Annotated in this window: 15 protein-coding genes and 1 pseudogene; 2 read left to right on the plus strand and 14 right to left on the minus strand. The window is 62.0% G+C overall.

Annotation, left to right across the window (positions count from 1 at the left end; genetic code table 11):
- Positions 1-221: 221 nt before the first annotated feature.
- The 3 genes from GGR48_RS18095 to GGR48_RS07625 all read right to left on the minus strand — a co-directional run bounded on the left by GGR48_RS18095 (position 222) and on the right by GGR48_RS07625 (position 6,062).
- On the minus strand, positions 222-3,158 hold the full coding sequence (locus tag GGR48_RS18095) for a MobA/MobL family protein (protein ID WP_240456093.1): 2,937 nt from the start codon (positions 3,156-3,158) through the stop codon (positions 222-224).
- Between the two features lie 261 nt (positions 3,159-3,419).
- Positions 3,420-4,322, minus strand: coding sequence for an HNH endonuclease (locus tag GGR48_RS07620; protein WP_183951313.1), 903 nt, complete (start codon positions 4,320-4,322; stop codon positions 3,420-3,422).
- A gap of 441 nt (positions 4,323-4,763) precedes the next feature.
- Positions 4,764-6,062: a HEPN/Toprim-associated domain-containing protein gene (locus GGR48_RS07625; protein ID WP_183951314.1), complete on the minus strand. Its 1,299-nt coding sequence runs from the start codon at positions 6,060-6,062 to the stop codon at positions 4,764-4,766.
- 688 nt (positions 6,063-6,750) lie between these two features.
- Between GGR48_RS07625 and GGR48_RS07630 the strand changes: the two genes are divergently transcribed.
- Positions 6,751-8,616, plus strand: a complete 1,866-nt coding sequence (locus GGR48_RS07630; RefSeq protein WP_183951315.1) for an ATP-binding protein — start codon at positions 6,751-6,753, stop codon at positions 8,614-8,616.
- A gap of 419 nt (positions 8,617-9,035) precedes the next feature.
- On the opposite strand, the gene GGR48_RS07635 is transcribed toward GGR48_RS07630, so the two are convergent.
- From GGR48_RS07635 to GGR48_RS07650, 4 genes and pseudogenes are all read right to left on the minus strand, one after another.
- Positions 9,036-9,638, minus strand: coding sequence for a dual OB domain-containing protein (locus tag GGR48_RS07635; protein ID WP_183951316.1), 603 nt, complete (start codon positions 9,636-9,638; stop codon positions 9,036-9,038).
- Positions 9,635-10,120: a DUF488 family protein, N3 subclade gene (locus GGR48_RS07640; protein WP_183951317.1), complete on the minus strand. Its 486-nt coding sequence runs from the start codon at positions 10,118-10,120 to the stop codon at positions 9,635-9,637. Before GGR48_RS07640 ends, GGR48_RS07635 begins: the two co-directional genes overlap by 4 nt.
- Before the next feature lie 10 nt (positions 10,121-10,130).
- Positions 10,131-10,619 carry a DUF488 domain-containing protein gene (locus GGR48_RS07645; protein WP_206362508.1) on the minus strand — a complete coding sequence of 163 codons (489 nt, stop codon included), beginning with the start codon at positions 10,617-10,619 and terminating at the stop codon, positions 10,131-10,133.
- A 315-nt stretch (positions 10,620-10,934) separates the two neighbouring features.
- Positions 10,935-11,060 (minus strand): annotated as a pseudogene (locus GGR48_RS07650) (integrase core domain-containing protein); the annotation flags it as partial.
- 118 nt (positions 11,061-11,178) lie between these two features.
- Here GGR48_RS07650 and GGR48_RS18100 point away from each other — a divergent pair.
- Positions 11,179-11,361 (plus strand): 3'-5' exonuclease, encoded by a 183-nt coding sequence (locus tag GGR48_RS18100; protein ID WP_240456090.1) that lies wholly within the window; start codon positions 11,179-11,181, stop codon positions 11,359-11,361.
- A gap of 704 nt (positions 11,362-12,065) precedes the next feature.
- Here the strand turns inward: GGR48_RS18100 and GGR48_RS07660 are convergent.
- The 7 genes from GGR48_RS07660 to GGR48_RS07690 all read right to left on the minus strand — a co-directional run bounded on the left by GGR48_RS07660 (position 12,066) and on the right by GGR48_RS07690 (position 18,172).
- The gene (locus GGR48_RS07660; RefSeq protein WP_183951319.1) at positions 12,066-13,259 is read right to left on the minus strand and encodes an IS91 family transposase; all 1,194 of its coding nucleotides are present in this window, start codon (positions 13,257-13,259) and stop codon (positions 12,066-12,068) included.
- Between the two features lie 6 nt (positions 13,260-13,265).
- On the minus strand, positions 13,266-14,171 hold the full coding sequence (locus tag GGR48_RS07665) for a tyrosine-type recombinase/integrase (RefSeq protein WP_183951320.1): 906 nt from the start codon (positions 14,169-14,171) through the stop codon (positions 13,266-13,268).
- 167 nt (positions 14,172-14,338) lie between these two features.
- Positions 14,339-14,839, minus strand: coding sequence for a hypothetical protein (locus GGR48_RS07670; protein WP_183951321.1), 501 nt, complete (start codon positions 14,837-14,839; stop codon positions 14,339-14,341).
- 69 nt (positions 14,840-14,908) lie between these two features.
- Positions 14,909-15,307, minus strand: a complete 399-nt coding sequence (locus GGR48_RS07675) for a hypothetical protein (protein ID WP_183951322.1) — start codon at positions 15,305-15,307, stop codon at positions 14,909-14,911.
- Complete coding sequence (locus tag GGR48_RS07680) at positions 15,304-15,945, minus strand: hypothetical protein (protein WP_183951323.1); 642 nt, start codon at positions 15,943-15,945, stop codon at positions 15,304-15,306. The genes GGR48_RS07675 and GGR48_RS07680 overlap by 4 nt, the downstream gene beginning before the upstream one ends.
- Before the next feature lies 1 nt (position 15,946).
- Positions 15,947-16,426: a hypothetical protein gene (locus GGR48_RS07685; RefSeq protein ID WP_206362507.1), complete on the minus strand. Its 480-nt coding sequence runs from the start codon at positions 16,424-16,426 to the stop codon at positions 15,947-15,949.
- A 648-nt stretch (positions 16,427-17,074) separates the two neighbouring features.
- The gene (locus tag GGR48_RS07690) at positions 17,075-18,172 is read right to left on the minus strand and encodes a glycosyltransferase (protein WP_183951325.1); all 1,098 of its coding nucleotides are present in this window, start codon (positions 18,170-18,172) and stop codon (positions 17,075-17,077) included.
- Between the last annotated feature and the right edge of the window lie 83 nt (positions 18,173-18,255).

The following is an 18,255-nucleotide window of genomic DNA, read 5'->3' on the forward strand; positions in this document are numbered from 1 at the left end:
AAATGGAGCGCGAGGCCATCCGCGCCCGTACCCGGGCCGGACTGGACGTCGCGAAACAGTCGCTCGCAGCCACCGGTCGTACGCACCGGGGCAAGACCAGCCTGGGGCGGCCGCTCAAGGCGGACCCCGCCAGCGTCGCCGCCTGGCGCGTGGCCAACGCGGCGAGCCTGTCCGCCACCGCGAGCCATTTCGGCATCAGCGCGGCGACCGTGAAGCGCTATCTAGCGCCCACGGTCACGTCCCCGCCAGTCGGTGATGACGGTGGCGAAATCGTCGCTCGGCATGTCGCTATGGCTGACGGCGAGATCGCCGGCGCGGCTGACCACGTCATCGCCGACACCAGCGCGGGTGGGTTCCTCCACGACATATCGGTCGGTCCCGGATCCGTGCCGCTGACGATCGACGTCGGCGAGCAGGTCCTCCAGGCGCCTGTACCCACGCCACGCGGTGACGAGGGTGGCGAGCCGTTCGTCGGCGAGGTCGACCTCCCACTCTTTCCCGACCTTCCGGAGTGGAGACCGGGCGGCGCTCATCAGGGCAGCGCGCAGATCGGCCAGCAGGCGGTTCCGCTCGACGACGCTGTTGTTAAGCCACGGCGACGCATGACGCCGCCGCATCGCATGGGCGACGGCAGGCTCGTCGGCGAAGGCGTTGGCGGCAAACCGCCAGTCGGGAGCGTGGGTAGCGTCGATGACGAGCCCATGCTCCCCTTCGACGACCCGCAGGGCGGGTTCGGAGAACAGCGCGGCGGCTAGCGCTGCCACGGCCTCGTCGCGCTGGGACAGCACCGCATCCTTCGCCGGTTCCGGCATCGGATGCGGCTGCGCTGGCTCGATCGGCGGACGCGATTGGATTGGCGGGCTCCGGCCCAGCAGCCCTCCGACCCAATCGCGCCATCCACGACCAGTTTCCGATGTACCGACGGCGAAGACTCGCTCGACGGATCGCTTCTCGGCGAGGACGCGCCGATAGACGGGATGCTCGCCATAGGCGCGAACATGTTTCAGCGTTCGCGCTGCACTCGCGTCACCACCTGCGGCGGCGCGTTGCAGGCTGTCGAGGCCCACCGATGCCACGTCCGTTGCTGCGGCGATCATCCGTTTTGCCTGGAGGTCGGCGAAAGCGGCGAGACGCCTCTGCGCCATTTCTGCCAGTGCGGGTGTGGTCAGGGCGGTGAATTCGGCCCGAGTTACGCCGGGAACCCTATACTCGGTCACGGGCCCCTCCGGCGGCAGGACCGGGATGTCGTCTTTCATGATCCTGTCGAACAGGGCATCGAGCGTCGACCGCGCGTCTAGGCGGGCGGGCTTGGACGCGCGCCGAGGCTCCGGGCGGTCTATCAGCGCCGTCGCCGCTGACGTGATCTCGTCGATCGCCGCCTGTGCCTTCGCGACGGCGGTTCGATGCTCGGTCAGGACCGGGGCATGGTCGCGCTCGATCGCAGTGATGCCGGCGAGAAATGCCTCTGCCTGGTCTGCGCGCGCGACGATCGCTCCTTTCGCTTGCTGCTCCGCCCGGTCCGCCGTCCCGCCCTTGATAGCCTCCAGCATCCGGCGGCATACGGCGATCGTTTTGTCCGGCCGAGCCCGCGCCATGGCGAGCGTGACGTCATACTCGGCGCATTCGGCATCGTGCTGTTGCAGGACCACGCTGGCCGCATCGAACCGGGCGATCAGATCGCGGATGGAGGCCGTCCGAGCCTGATCGATGACCGATCCCTCCGCGCAGAGGCGCTCCGCCTCTAGCAGCCGACGCCGAAGGTCCGCCCGGGCTTTCGCCCGCTTCTCGGCTGCGATCCACGCCTCGCGTAGCAGCGCGGACCAGAGTATCTCGGCGTTCTCGATGCCGCGGCTGGTCAACACGCCGACTGCGTCGAGTGGAGCCGCGCGGGTGCCAAGCGGCTTCTGCGCCTGGCGCTCGCAACCCAGCGAGCGGAGATCACCCGGATGGAGCTGGCGGGTAACGCCCAACCGGTCGAGTTCTTCGTTGCACCGCTCGGCGAAGAAGCGGCGCATGTCGGCGATCGAAGCGGTGCCATAGGCGCGGTAATTTCCGCCATCGCTGTCTCGCGACCATTCCGCGATCTTCTTTTGCGCGTACGGATAACGCACCCGCTCATGCTGACCCTCAACCGGCTCGGCGATCTCGAAGTCCCATCGGTCCCCCATCCTCCTGGCCGGTCGGTCATGACAGGCGACGTGCAGATGATGATTGCGGCGGTCATTATGGTGATCGGGCGCATGGATCGCCGCGACGTACATCATGCCGATCTCTTCCAGTTCTGCGCACATCGCTTCGGTCACCGCCCGCCGACCAGCGGCATCAAGGCCATCTGGAAACTCTGCCGTTAGCCGATACTGCGACCGTCCACCGCGCGCCTCCGAGAGCCGAACCGGCAGCTTGCCTTTCGTGGTCCCGAGAATGCTGGCAAGCGTCTTCGCCAGCTTGCGTGCGGCAACACGGTTGATCGCCAGCTCATCGAGCGGGACCGTACGGGGCCTGCGCTTGCCTCTGTCATTCGCGAATTTTGCTGCCACGTCACGCACGGCACAGGGAACGTCCTGTGCATCTGCCAGTACACGCCACGCCGCACGCGACGCTCTCTCAGGCACCAGCGTCAGCCGGTCTGCGCCTGGCGTGCGTTCATGGCGATGCACGGCGCGCCAATAGGCTTGCCGTTCCTGGGGATCGTGCGAAATATTTGAGAATACAGCGCGGTCGCCATCGATCGCCTCGGTGGCGGACGGCCGTACGGCATAGCGGTCGAAGCCGTCCGGCGAGATCGTAACCTCCACCGCTTCCGGACGATCGATATAGGCGTCATGCGCCGCCGGCGCCCCGACCGCCAAGCGCTTGCTTCCCTCCGGCGTCGTGATGCGGCACCCGCCGTCGTTCGTCTTGCTGATCGCCTGAAATTCGAAATGGAAGGTGACCTTGCCGCCCGCAGAGACGAAACGTTCGTGAAAAGCACCGGGCACTGCGAAGTTGGGGGACCGCGACCAGCGATTGCCACCGGCCTTCCGGTCCTTGACCTGATCACGAACATCCTTGCGGACGCGCACCGCGCGACCGAGCGCTTCTTCCTCTTCGATCGCGAGCGCGCGTCGCAGCCGTGCGGAACAATGACCTATTGGACCGAGGGGACGCTGGATCGACATGGCCGGGCTCCTATTGCCGGCATCATGGTACAGGACGCGAATCACCGGGTGAATCACCCCCTCAATTTTTCCCCGAGGGGGCTCAGCCGCCGACGGGCCGCGCCTCAGCGCGCCCTTGAGGACGCCGACCCCGGCGTCCCGGAACCGCCTCGCCGCACGGCGGCGCACGCAAAGCTGAAGGATTCACGTTTGCGGAATTGCGCCTCAACAAATCATCCTGCTCACTACTCCACCTCGACGGATCAGTCGGGCTGACGCCAGCTACTGTTTGAAGCGGTGCTCTCGGTGCCAGCGCACGAATTCCGGGTGCGGCCGGCTTGCCAAATGTGCGGGCAGGATCGCGCATTCAGACGGGTTGATGATCGAGCGGACACTGTCTGGATCGTTGACCTGGCGCGACACCAGAATCCGCATGTCGTCGTCGAAACCGATCAGCCCCCGGTCGAACATCCAGTGTGCCGTGCCCGACAGCGCCATGCCGTTGCTGATGATGTCGGGACCGTTCGCTTCGACCGGCCGGATATGGGCGGCTTCGACCTCTGCGCGGCCGCCGCCGTTGATCAGCTTCAGCCCGGTGACGGCGCAGCGTTCGTCATACGCGCGCAGAACGATGCGGCGGAACACCCGGTCCCGCACGACTCGTGAAACCAGCGTCGCGACACGTTCGCGTGCTTCGTCGAAGATGAAGGGCGCGCGCTCTTCCTGCACGGCAGTTGGCACGCCGACGTCGCCAGTGCGTGGCAGGAGCGGGCTGATGTCCTCCAGTCCTGCGGACACGATCCGATTGAAGTCCGCTGGAGACAGCGATCGTACAGCGGCCTGAGCACGACCAGAAATCCTGCCGGCTTCGTTGAGAACGCCACGCTCGATAATTTGGCCATCGGCATCCGCGAAGGGGACCGGCATAGCGAAATCGAGATAGCTGCCCGGCTCAACCAGCGCGAGATACATACCGGGCGCCGTCGGGTCCGGTACGATCTGCTCGATCTTGGCGACCGCGAAATAGCCGCGCGTGTCTCGGACTTTGCGAGGCTCGTAATAGATTATCCAGTCACCGAGACAGGCCTGGGCCCGGCTCAGATACTGGGCCGGAAACTGGTAACGCTCCGCTGGCGTGTCGTCGTAGATCGAGTCAAACCGATGGATGAAAACGCCGAATGCCATGAGCATGGCTTAGCGGGGCCGCCGATCCGTGCAAATCGGTATCAGCCTTTTGCTTCCGGGGTCAGTTGCGGGAGCTAACGATTGTGCGGTCACGATTGCTGTCACCACGACCCAAAATTGGCCGTTCAAACCGCGAATTCCGCTCCCCAACTCCTGCCACCCATTCCTGTTTTACATCGGGTTCGAAGGCCCAGGTGCTTCCGATTTTGGGACAAAGCCGCCATTCCCGAGTTCCGGGCTGAACGTCAGGTCTCGCCAGGAGCCGACATTTAGCGTCTGGTGGATCGCCCTCGCACAGCAGCTGCAATTGGGCCATCAGCAGAATGTCGGCTTCCAATTGCAAGGACTATAATAGCAGCCATCAATTGCTCCTGAGCAACGCTCTCCGAAGGCGAAGGTCAAAGGTCTGAATCCTGTCGGATGCGCAAATTTTTTTGAAATTCAGGCTTTTATCGGGTCGGCGCCCGTGAGGCATGAGATCTCGGCGATCAGTGCGTCCAGCAATTGGGTCAGCTTCGAGATATCGTAGCCGCCGCCCGCGAGGGTCTCTGTGTCCTGATCGAAGAAGTGGCGCATATAGGATTCCTTATGCTCCAGCGCGCCGTGCCACGAATCCAGCTCCTTCTTGTAATTGCTCCAAACGATCTGGGCGGGGGGATATTGGGGCAACTTCAGGTCTAGATAGCATTCGATTGCAGCCGCTCTGCCGTTGATGTCGCAGGCCCGGACACCGTCCGGTCCACGTGCCGGGAAATCGCGGAACGCTTCCAACGCCGGCAGGACCATCGCCCGCATGTTTCCTGGGAGCTTGAGTTCCTCGAGCTTGCGATAGGCGTCGACGCCCTCGGCGTCATTATCGAGCAGAAACAGGACCCGGTTCTGGACGTCGATCCGCATCAGCCCTTCGGCGAACTTGACCAAATTGCCGGTGCCCCAGAAATGATGGCGCTCCTCGCCGTCGATGAACCGGAAAAAGTCGGCGACATCGGGCCGCAAGAGGTCGAGTGCGCGGCGCAGGATTCGTGCGTCCGAAGCGCCCTCCGTTGCGACCAGCAAGGTCTGGCTTCGCCTTGCGCCCGCTTGAAATGCTTCGCGCGTGGCCCATCCGGAGGTCACGATCGGACCGAACTGCCAGATAACGGGGGCATGTGCGTTCGCCGGATTGAGCGCGAAGACTTCCAACATCGAGGCAGGGCTGAGGATGCCGAGCTTTGCGGCCAGATAGCTCGCCTCGGACCAATAGAGATCTGAATTGTCGGTCCATGGTAGGCGCTCGAATAGAGCCGCATCGGCCGCGAACCTGCCTTGGGCGATCGTCTGGCGAACGTCCGTATCGTAATCGATATAGGCGTCAGCGAGGCTGGCGACCGGATATTTGCAGATCAGTGCGCAGAATTCATCGAAGCTCAAATAGCGCGATGCCGCATCTTCCTCATCGCCGTCATCGAGTGACACCGCATCGTCAATGACGGCCTGATACTCGGCGCGTGCACCCTCAATCGAATGGCCGAGCACGCGCAGCCGCGACAGAACGCGGGAGAGCGGCCGGACGAAGGCCTCTTCGCTTTCGCCCATTTCTTCGGAATCGCCGCCTGGCGGGACATCCGCGTAATTGATCTGGTCCGAGCGCCGATGGCAAAGGTCGGCTTGCTGGAACAGATAGCCATAATCGGTGCCCATATGATTCTTGGCATAATCGAGCGACACCGCGCCGATTTCCAGTTCGATCGAAGTGCCCATCGGATTTGGTCGCCACCTGTGCTGCGGATGCTGCTTTGCGTGCTGCTTATCGCAACCCGGGCGGTCCCGTCAGGTCCATATCGGACCGGATGGCTGAGCGTGCACCGCGCCAGGAAGCATAAATGCCAAATCGGATAATGGGCGTGCCCGCAATGCGCTTCGACGACCGGGATCAGGGCGTCGGTCCGAGCCGACGACATCTTCGTCTATTGCCTGAGCACCGAGCTTTCGGCTGAGATTGCCGCGAAGTTCGAATGCCCGTTTTGCGTGGAGATTTCGGAGCCCGTGCGCTTGCTCAGCAGGATTTCGAGCCATGTTCGGCTGTGCTCGAGGCTCGATCGCCACGTCTATAGTCACGCAATTAATTATCGTGACCTGGACGCGGCGCCCGGCATCGATTGGGCGCTTCCCAAACGCGTGGCCTTTATCAAGCCGGATGGCTAGGCGTGGCAGAAGGAGCATCGCATCGTCGTTGGGCGCAAGGGTGCCTTCGCCGTCGAGAATGTTGACCTAGCGCTCGAAACCGGGGGTGGGGTGCCGATGCTCGCGGTGAATGTGGCCGACCCGCTCGTGCTGCATGTCGGCAATTTGTCGAAAGTAACGACCCTCCATCGCCTTTAGCCGATGTCGGGCAGGCGCGCCGCAAAGCTGATTGCCTGCCTCTGGACCACCGACTAGACAGGTCGCGATGGCACGGATCAACCTCAAGAAATTCATTGCCGAGCACTATAAGGGGGGCGTCACCGCGCGGGATGTCATCCGCGAGGGTGTGACCAATTCGATCCATGCCGGTGCGAGCGCCATCACCGTCGATCTGTGGTTCGATCGCCAGCCGGGTCTGTTCGGCGACGAGGTTCGCAATGTCCTCGAGAAGATCACGATCACCGACGACGGCGAGGGCTTCACTCAGGACAATCTCAATTACTTCGATGAAATCTGCACCGGGCATAAGGACGATATCGGCGGCAAGGGCGTGGGCCGGCTGGCGTTCCTGAAATATGGGAACCGCGTCGAGGTTCGCAGCCAGCTGGACAGCGAACTGGTCGCCTTTCGCTATACGCCGGATTTCACTCCGGACGACGTCCAGCGGAGCACCTTGGCCGGTCGCCGGGAAACGACGATCACGATTTCGGAGCTCAAGGAGAAGATCAACACCCAGGTCACCAAGCTCGTCAATGCGATGTGCGACGACCTCCGGCTGCTGTTGTTCCTGAAGAAGCAGGCTGGGCGGATCATCTCGATCCGATTCACCCACAACAGCAAGCAGCCTTTCGCCGACGACTTCACCTTCTCGGGCGAAGCGATAGAGGCGCAGAAGACCCGGTCGTTCGAGCTCCAGGGCGAAACTTTCGACTGCTATCTTTTCCGCGACGAGGCGCCGCGCCGCGGTATCGTGGCGATGCTCTGCGCCGACGAACTGTGCGTCGAGGAATATCAGATCAGCAAGCGGTTCGACATTTGCCGATATCTCATCTCCGTTACGTCGGCCTATCTGAACCGAAGCTCCAACATCGAGCGGCAGAAGCTCGAAATTCCCAAAACCGAAGCCGATACCGACATGGCCTCGCCGATCAGCCGCGAAGCGCTGATGCCGCGCGTTCACGAGGAATGCCTAGCCATGATCAACGAGGCGGCTGAAGGCGACATCGAGGCGTTCAAGCTCGCCAACCTCCACAAGCTCAAGAAATATTATCCCTTCATCCAAGTCGAATCGCTGAGCGGCGAGGCCGCGATGCTCGATGCCGATGAGATCGTCAGAACCTATCGTGCCCAACAGGCGCGACGCGAAGACCAGCTGGTGGAAGCGATGGAGGAAGGACGCGCCGTCGCCTTCGACGATATCTCGCATCTCGCCAGCGACGACCTGGCGCGCTTCATCGTCCACCGCGCGTTGGTCATCGACTCGCTGGCGAAGATGCCGCGCGATTCGGCCGAGGACGTCCTGCACAATGCGATCTTGCGTAAACACAGCGACGGCAGCGACATCCGCGAGAATAATGTCTGGCTCGTGGACGACAAGTTCCTGTCCTACAGCAACATCTACAGCGACGAGACGTTGGCGCGGATCGTTCGCGAGGTCGGGATCGAGACCGAGTCGAAGCAGCAGCGGAAACCCGACGTTGCCGCGTTCTTCTCCAAGGATAATGAGGGGCGCCCGAACAAGCTCGTCATCATCGAGTTCAAGAAGCCAGGCGCTGACATCTTCGAGAACAACAAGGCCTTGGTGCAGTGCCGGCTCTACGCGAGCGAGCTGGTCGATCGCATCGCCACGGTGCGGGAGGTGTTCGCTTTCTCCGTCGTCGAGATCGATGACGAATTCTACAAGGACATGAAGCGCACCGGCTTCAAGGACGTGTTCTCGCTCAGTGAACGGGTGGTCTATGATGATTTCGTCATCGGCGCCTCCGACGATGTCCCGCTGCACCTCTATGTGATGCCTGCCGCCTCGCTCATAACTGACGCCAAGGCGCGCAACCGAGTCTTCGAGGAAGTGCTGCGGTTCAACATGGACAAGGAGATACCGGCTGCAAACGAACCGCAGCCGCATCCCTGACGCTGAGCCGCTGGCGGCCAAAGCGGACCAGGTAGCGCCGGGCATTTGGCTGGCGCATGTTGAACCAGCGAGGCACTTACGCCGATCGCGGCTTTCGCGGAGTCTCAGGCCAGGTCCGCCGCCCTCAACATCTCTGTCTGACGGCTTCGCGCTGGGCGAATGGCTGATTTTAGCGGGAACAGCCGTTCAAAAAACAATAGGCGAACGACTTAAGCTGGTCGGGAGCTGCCGCCCTTCCCTTCTGTTCCGCCGACCAAGTGCAGACGCTGGCGGCCCCATTTCCGCAGGCGCAGTTTCTGCCGCTCGCTAATTTCGCGTTGGCGCAGCTTACTAGTGTCATAACCGCTCGGTTGTGACACATGCTACTTCGTCAGAATCAGGCGTTAAATGGTAGCCTATGTAGCAATTTTCACTTGGGACTAGAACCACCCAGAAAGCTGAAGATAGCATCGCTCTTCCAAATCTGGCGCATCATCTGGGCGCCACCAACGCGCCAGAGATACACGAACAAGAGTTCCAGCAGCTATTACTGGGATAGGTGGCACTTCGCCGACGTAAGACAAACCTCTTTTGATAAAAAAGCTTTTGTAATCATAGTGCTTATTGTCGGACCTAAGCGTAAGGTCTTTATCTGGCTCCCAAAACCATGTGCTCCGATCTGGAACGCCACGGTATTTGCTTATGTATCCGTTGTTGCCGCCTGTAAATCCTAGAAGACCTTGAAATATATTTCCTATGGAGCCCTTCCACGGCGTGATTGTTGACCTAATATCAGCAGCTATATTATTTGATGTACTAACGAGTGATGCGTTTTTTACAATTACATCCTCGACATGCGGAGGGTTCAATTGGGTCGCCGCATCAAAATCTATGTCCCACACCTGACCAACCTGCAATGGGGTATTCGTATCCCAATGGCCTGTTGCCTTAGTTAGCCGAACTGAAGAGCCATCCGGCAACAGGCCGCCGATACAGCGGGCTGATCCAGACATTTTAGTCCGTCCGACTATCAAGACATTCATGGCCTGAGATGCTCTACATTTTCTTTGCTATCTAACACGCTTAGTAGGTAATTTGCAGCAAGCAAGCGATGGCATGCGGCTGGCGGGCCCTCAACGCAAAAAAATGCAACCGTTTTGGATGTAGCAAGAGATTTTAAAAGGTGTTCAGCGTCATACGCTCCAAGAACTTCCGAGTTATACCTGTTGACAAAATCCGTAGACAAATGATCTCGGTCTTGTTTTGCAACTCCGTTGATCTGATCGCTACTTTTTTGAGCCGCCCTCACCGCAGATGTGGGAGCCAGGTCTCGATCATACAAATACCTTATATTTTCTAACGCAAGAATTTTCTGGAGTTTCTGACTATTGAGAAATGCGTATTTAGGACCACGCATCCCTCTACGCTGCCGTATATCAACGAAGGTATCAACCTTAGCCTCTTTAAGGGCTTCAATGAATGACTTCTCTGTAAAGCCATATCCACCTATCGTAACAATCCTCACGGCGCTCCTTTCAGCGGTAAGCCCGTCGCGAAACAAACTGGCTCCCAAACATTTCAGATTGCCCATCCGTGAGCTCAGAGATGACATCAGCCTGTGATTTCAAGGAACCGTCTGGCAATATATGTGCAACATCAATTTTATGATCCATAAGTGCCTCACCAATTAGTTTGGATCGGTGGCACTGCGAAGGCTGACCTTCACTACATAGTAAACAAACCCGAAGCCCCTTACTATGCGCAGTTTTCAGTCTTTCTATTCCCCTTAGAAAAAAATCTTTAGACCGTGTTTTTCGATAATCGACGTGACCATCTGTATAGCAATCATGGTCTTTCGGTCTACCGCCAAGTAAATCCCCCATGAAAACGTATTTTATACCAATTTCATAAAGAGATTGAGATAAAGGCTCTTTTGAAAAATCAGGCTGGTAACGAGAAAATGGAGACGATCTGACATCGATAACGTAGCTAATGTCAGCTCCCTTTAGCTGATCCAGAATCATGGCTTGAGAATGGCTCCCGTAGCCGATCGAAAAAATGCGCCCAGCTGTCATAGTCAATCTGTCTCTGCCTCTGGTCACCATACCGTAGTTAGGACGTAGCGTCACGCGCTGGATCGTGCGCAAGACGATGGTTTTTTAGAATCGCTAGAATGCATCCAGCGTTTCTCAAAAGTGCAAGTGACGATGGGAAATTGGCGATCGACAGGCAGTGCACCGTTGCCCGGCAGTGTTAATCGCCCCCCCTTTCGACCCAGTCGGTGTTAATCTCACCCCTTTCCTGAGCTGCTACCCGTTTTTGGACCACCCTGCTGGCCGTCATCCAGCATCTGCCGGCAGCGGCGGGCCACGTGCCGCTGACCGGTTCACGAGCGATATCGGCGTCTTGTTGCCGATGGCGCTATGCGGTAGCACCTCGTTATAGTCTCTGCGCCAATCCCGCACAGGACAAGGACATGCCGCTCAACATTTTTGCAGGCCGGATCGAGGGCAGCGGTCGCGTCAGCTGAGCACGCTACACAGCGCCAAAGGGCGCGAATTTGATGCGGTGATCCTATTCGGCATGAACGCCGGCGACATCCCGTCTAACCGTGACAAGAAATCGCCCGGCTCGCTTCGCGAAGCCCGGCGGCTCTTCTATGTGAGTGTCACCCGGCCGCGCAAGGAACTCGCGATCGTCTTCCAGGAGCGCAATTATTCCCCGTGGATCGCCGACTTGTCTCGGCGCAGCAAGGGCGATGCATAACAGGCGGTGAGAAGCGCCTCAGTTCGAGGCAATCCCCGTGATGGCAAACCAAGGGCCGTCGGCCTGGAGGCCGACCGAGCGGCGTGCCAGAATTCGTGCGCAGGATTTCTGCCTACGCGAAAGCTTCGTAGCGGATTGACTTCGTAAGACCCGGCGAGTGACACCTGCTTACCCGAATACAGCCATCCCGGTTTTCACCTTTTTGAGGGTACCACGGTGTCACAACCGGACGGTTGTGATCGTGCCCGTTGACGCACGGATTCATGCCGGTTTCAAAGTGTCAAAAGGGCGCGTCACAAGTCGGCTCGTGGTTCGAGGCAACGACCCGGTCACGCCCCCTGCACTGCCGCCTGAACGAGCGTCCGTTTTGTCGTGATCGGCGCCTGGAAGCGGACTGGCCGCTCTCCTGAAGGGTTTCGGATGCCGGCAGGCGTACGAAAGTCTTGGAAGCCCGAACCCGCGGGCCACAAGCATGACCTATGGGGAATTCGGGTTTTGGCCTGCTCGGGCGTTGGTCGGCACGGCAGTTGCGGGCAGGATCCTGGATGCGGACGGTCTGTATTTAGGTCGCCATGACGGGCTCACCAGCGCGGCAAGTTCGGCTTGGGGCGAGGTAGCCACCCCGCTGATGGCGATCTGCGCAGGTGGCATCGGCACCGCAAGCACGGAAGCCGCGGAGTAGGGTGCTGCCAAGCCGTGCCGGGTCACGACGCCAGTCTCTCGGGTGACCGCGCAGCAGATGGCGGCGCGCGGGGGTGGCGCTGACGTTCGAAGGTCTCGACGACGACCATGTACCCGCCGCAGCACGGACATGCCGGACGAGTGTCGTCCAGCTCGGCCGGCGCATCGACCGTGGCCGGCGGTGCCACCCCGAGCAGCTGACGGACGTGGCTGAGCACGACCTTGCGGGTGGCTCCAGCGAGCAGACCGTAGTGGCGGATGCGGTGAAAGCCCTTGGGCAGGACGTGGAGCAGGAAGCGGCGGATGAACTCGTCGGCGGCAAGGGTCATGACCTGCTGCCGGTCGGCGCCACCCCGACGGTAGTCCTTGTAGCGGAAGGTGACGCCGGTTTGGTCGAAGCGCAGCAGCCGGCTGTTCGAGATGGCGACGCGGTGGGTGTACCGCGACAGGTAGGCGAGCACCGTCTCCGGCCCGGCGAACGGCGGCTTGGCGTAGACAACCCAGCGCTTCTTCCTGACCGGCGCCAGGTGCCGCAGGAAGGCGCGCCGGTCACCGAGGTAGGCGAGGCTGCCGTAGAACGCGAGCCGCCCGGCATCATGCAGCGCCATCAGCCGGGTGAGGAACAGACGGCGGAACAGCTTGCCCAGCACCCTGACCGGCAGGAGGAACGCCGGGCGCGATGACACCCAGCGGCTGCCGTCGGGCGACAGGCCACCACCCGGCACGATCATGTGGATGTGCGGGTGGTGAGTCATCGCCGAGCCCCACGTATGGAGCACGGCGGTGATGCCGATGCGGGCGCCAAGGTGCTTCGGGTCGGCGGCGATGGTCGTCATCGTCTCGGACGCCGCCTGGAACAGCAGGCCGTAGACTGCCGCCTTGTTCTGGAGAGCGATGTCGGCGACCTCGGCCGGCAGCGTGAAGACGACATGGAAGTAGCCGACCGGGAGCAGGTCGGCCTCGCGTTCGGCGAGCCACGTGCGCGCGGCTGCCCCCTGGCACCGCGGGCAGTGTCGGTTGCGGCAGGAGTTATAGGCGACCCGCCAGTGGCCGCAGTCGGTGCAGGCCTCGACGTGCCCGCCCATGATGGCGGTACGGCAAGTCTCTATCGCCGACATGACCTTCAACTGGTCGAGGCTGAGGTGCCCGGCGCGGGCGGCCCGGTACGCAGGACCGGCAGCGCGGAAGATGTCGGCGACCTCGAGTGAGGCGCGCAACGCCGCTCAGCCCTTGGGTACCCTCCCTTCCGCAGCAGTGGTTGCGAGCCGTTCAAACGGGCTGGTCACGTTGCGCAGGACCCGCGTGGCGACCTGGGTGTAATAAGCGGTGGTTTCCAGCTTGGCGTGCCCCAGCAGCGTTTGGATGATGCGGACGTCGATCCCGTCCTCGAGGAGGTGGGTCGCGAAACAGTGCCGCAAGGTGTGCGGCCCGACGCGCTTGCCGATACCCGCCGCCACACTTGCCTCCACGACGATGCGGTGCAGCTGCCGGGTGCTGAGCGGCTTGAGGTAGTGCTGGCCGGGGAACAACCAGCCGTCGACGTGCAACACGCGCTCCCGCCGACCGACCCGCCACCACTCTCGCAGCAACGCCAGCAGTCCCGTCGGTAGCATGGCGTTGCGATACCGCCCGCCCTTGCCGCGCTCGACCCGGAGCAGCATGCGCTCGCTGTCGATGTCACGGACCTTGAGGGCGGCGACCTCGGCCGCGCGCAGTCCCGCACCATAGGCGACCGACAGCGCCGCCTGATGCTTGAGGCACGTGGTCGCGTCGAGCAGCCGCGCTACCTCGTCCCGGCTCAGCACCACCGGCAGCTTGCGCTCATGCCGAATCCGGACCAGCTTGCGCGCCAGGTCCGGCCGGTCGAGCGTCTGCGTGAAGAAGAACCGCAGTGCCGACACGATGGCGTTCATGGTCGGCGCCGGGACATCCAGCTCGCCTTGCTCGATCTGGAAGCGCCGGACGTCTTCTGCCGTTGCAGTGTCCGGCGAACGCCCCAAGAATGTCGCGAACCGGCCGACATCGCGGATGTAGTTGCGCTGTGTCTCGCGCCCGAAGCGCCGTATGTCCATCTCGTCGATGAGACGCTGGCGCAGCGGGCTGACGGCAATTGGAACGAGTGTGGTCATGGCAGGGCTCCTTCTGGTGGAGCCCCCATGCTCTGCCTGCCTCCCGAAACGCTCAACCGGCACGCAGCGCTCGTTACATCACCTCAACCGTGCCCCGCACGCCCTCCCGCGCAGCGGGTTCGTGCTTCCACCGTGACGCAGACATGCGATTGGGGAAGACAAGGCAATCATGCCACTTCACGAAGGTTAATAAAGTTTGCGTTCACCGGTTCAGCAAACTTCGTACCCATTCGACGCTTCAGCCAAGCGTCAGCCCGCTGAATGCCATCGGCCGTATCGTCGGTCGGCTTGCCGTCGATGTGAATCAGTTCGCGCGGAGACAAGCGGAAGTGGCCACGCAATTTTGGCTGCGGCAAGATCACAGCGCGATTTCCCGCCTTGCTCAGCCAGAGGTTGCAGTTGGCGTAGACGCGGCAGAAACCGTCGCGTGGCAGGTAGATCGTGATGCCCGTTCGGCCGAATTGACCGTCTGCCGTAGTGCCAAATTCCAGCGCGACCATATCGAGGTTCGATCGCAGCACCGCATGAGCCATCTCCGTCCGCGCCTCGAAATCGAGTTCCTTGCCACCGGTGACGACGACGCCGTGTCGCATTTTGTGCTTGCCGAGCAGAAGCTGGGTTGCTGCGACGGTGTGAGCCTGGAGGATGGCGTCGTCGTCTTGAGTCATGATCACTTGCTCCTATTTTCATCCCGCAATCCGGGATCGCGTTCACCTCCTCCCCATCAAGGCGGGCGGTCAGTGACCGACCCGCCACCATTTAATTGTGGGCGCGGCGACAGTGGCGATCGCGCTGCGCAGTTCGCGCAGGTCCTCCAGGCTGCCGTCAAGTCGGTCAGCGGGTGCTGCTCCGCCCAACGCATCGAGCGGTAGGTTCATGGCATGGCGGATCGCGCGGCTGTCGTGATTGAGGCGCCATTCCAGGCGTATGAGAATGTTGATGAACAGCCGCAGTCGCTCTGCGCGAACAACACCTACGGGCGACCACAGTCGACCGAGATGGATCATATCCTCCGCCTCAGCCCTGTCGATGCTGAGCAGGCGCATGGCGTGGTCCGGATCGATACCGTGGGTCAGCATGATCCGGCCGGCAAGATCGACCAGCGCGGCGTGGGCTTCGTCCTGCAAGCCGGTCACCGGAAGCTCGCCAGGTGCTCGGCCCACATCGCCTCGATGATCGCCTGTCCGCGATCATGGATCATATCCTCGTCATACAGGCCCTGCCGGATGCCGAGGCCTGTAACGCGCCTCGGAACGATCAGGGCGTGCGCATGCAGCGGGAAGGCCGCGTTGATCGTCCCCGGCGCATGCAGGATCAGGACCGATGCGAGATCGCGGTCGCGAGCGAACCGTTCGCGCAGGAAGGCGCGTGCGCGTTCCCAGCCGATATGCACCCGGTCGACATCGCCCAGCGGCAGCGTCAGGTAGGTGAGCAACGCCTTCTCGCGCTCGACGGCATGCGCGTCCATTTGACCCAGGAGGGTTGCCGGATCGGCAAGTCCATCGTCGGCCCCCGCGGGGAGAAGCACCTCGATCCGCTCGACATTCGGCGACCAGACAGTGGTGTCTGCACTCGCGTTGGCGGGACCGAGATGCGCCTTGCGATAGCCGAACTCCAGCGCACTATTGATCCGACCGGCATATGTACGGCGCAGGACGGCGAAGACGGTGCCCGACGGGGAAGGCCCGGCCGGGTTGAGGTAGAGCCAGCTCTGCGGATCGACGTCGGTAGGCGTCGGCTTGCTTGGTAGCTTGCGGGGCTTGCGCGTAGCCATGTCAGCGGCCTCGCCGGCCGGTCACGATGCAGACGATCTCGCCCGCCGCGCGACAAACCCCGTCGCAACGCTCATCCCAAGTTACGAATGGGGGCGCCATATGTAGCGCCAGCCCTTTTCTACTGATCTCGACGAACGCGCCAGCCTGGTCTGGCACCAGCCACAGGCCGCCGTCGCATTTCCGCATGAAGGTGAGGCCCTTCATCGTGAACGGCCCGTCGGGCCCGACCAGTGCGATGTCGACCGTGACGGGGTTCATGGTTTCCGGGAACAGCCCAGTCCGTACCAGCATGACGTCACGTTTGAAGCGGACGCAGGCCGCCTCCACATTCGCGTCGAACAGCGGCGCGTCGCACGGCGTCGCTGCCATCAGGAGATTGGCCGAAGCGATGTCCAGTGCTCCGGCAGGCAGGCCGGCCAACGCGCCGATCGGCAGGGGTGCCTCGTTAAGGGCGGCGAGGGGCAACGACAGGACGCGCAACGAGGGATCAAGCGACGGCTCGATCGGGGACGTCAACATCTTGGGTACTTTCGGCGAGAGGATCACCGGCCCGTCGCGGGTCCGGATCAGGCCGCCTGACTTTTTCCTTTGCCCGGCAGCTTCGTTGCACCCCTCAATTGCCCTATATCCTTGACCGCGCTGCTGGCAGCTCGGGCCACATTCACCAACGACGTCCAGCACCAAGCGAGTGCATAAGTTGCTGATTTAGAAAGATACTGGCTCAAAATTCGACTTGCGTGTGTTTTGCGTGAAAAGGACCGCCATTCACGGCCTGTTCTCGTCGCGTTCTCTCGCGTTTGCGCGCTCGGATGACGCAAAATCAACGACTTAGGAGATCCCATCTTCGTTGACATCGCAGGGGTCGCAAGTTCAATCCTTGCCACGCCCACCATCGAAAACCCCGCTAGGCCAACCGGCTTAGCGGGGTTTTTGGTTTTCGGAGTTCCTGCTTTGCCGGCGCCTCCATTTTGCGGATATTTGTCCTTGGCGTCGCCCGACTGTCCGGCAGCCGCTCGAACCTGTGTCCGCCCGCTGTGGGTACAACCGATCACTGTCCGAGAAGCCTCTCGGACAGTGATCTCTGCCAAATGCTGTCACATGGCGCGGTAATGAACGCGCCGTACCGTCCTACGCCTGATGCGCCGCGCGGTAGCAGGCGACGGTCTGGCGCGCGGTGAGGGCGGGGTCCAGCTCGGTCAGGTCGGGCGCGGTCGCGCGGGGTGCCGCCAGCAGCGCGGCGGCGGTGGCGAGTGCGTCCCGGGGCGTGCCGTTGAACAGGGCGACCCAGTCGGCGCCGACGATCGCCTGGAGATCGCGCATCGTCGGCGTGTCGCGCACCACGATCGGCTTGCCCAGCGACAGTGCCAGGATCGCGGCCCCCGAATGCAGTGCCGAGCCTTGCGCATAGGGCAGGACGATGACGTCGGCCATGTCATGCAGCGCCCAGACATCGGCATCGGCGATGCGGTCGGGGATCAGGTGGACGCCGGGCGTCTCCGCCGCCTTGGTCAGCACCTCCTGGCGGAATTCCTCGGTCCCGCGAATCTCGCCCGCGATCACCAGCTGTGCGTCGTTTCCCGTCTCCGCGCGGGTCTCGGCGAAGTCCTGCATCAGGCCGGTCACGTTCTTGTAGCGGCGGATCTGGCCGAAGATCAGGCAGGTCGGCTTGCCCGCCACCGCGTCGCGCGCGGCGGCGAGGCCGGGATGGCTGGTCGGCGTCGCGGGGTAATAGCCCTGATAATGGCCATGCGGTACGATGTCGGCCGGCCGCCGGGCGATGGCGGGATAATGCGCGCGTACCGATTCCAGCGCGGCGGGGCTGAGGCTGATGACGCGATCGACCATCGCATTGAAGGCGGCGGTGAAGCGGGCATAGAGCCTGCCGACATCGGGCTTGTCATGCGCGCCCAGGTCATGCGCGGTCCAGACCAGCTTGGCACCGCGCCGCCGGGCAAGCCAGAGCAGGGCCAGCTCCTTGGTCGCATCGGCCGCCGCCTTGGCGGTGCCGGCGTTCCAGCGGACCAGGAATTCCGGCCAGTGGACATGGATGATGTCGGGGCGCAGCGCGATCAGCGATCGGCGCGAATAGGGGTGCACGACGACATTCTGGTCGGCCATCCCCGCATAGAGCAGCTTGGTATAGGGATTCTCCCCCGACACCGCGCCGGCGGCCTGCGCGAGGACGATCAGCGGTTTAGGCTCGGAGCGGGTAGTGGTCGTCGCCATCGTCAGGCGATCCGGCCGACGGACTGGTGCTGGACGACGTACATGGCTGTATCCCTTTTCCGACATGAACCCCGCACCCATTC

It is taken from the genome of Sphingomonas pseudosanguinis (assembly GCF_014196255.1).
GTDB lineage: Bacteria > Pseudomonadota > Alphaproteobacteria > Sphingomonadales > Sphingomonadaceae > Sphingomonas > Sphingomonas pseudosanguinis.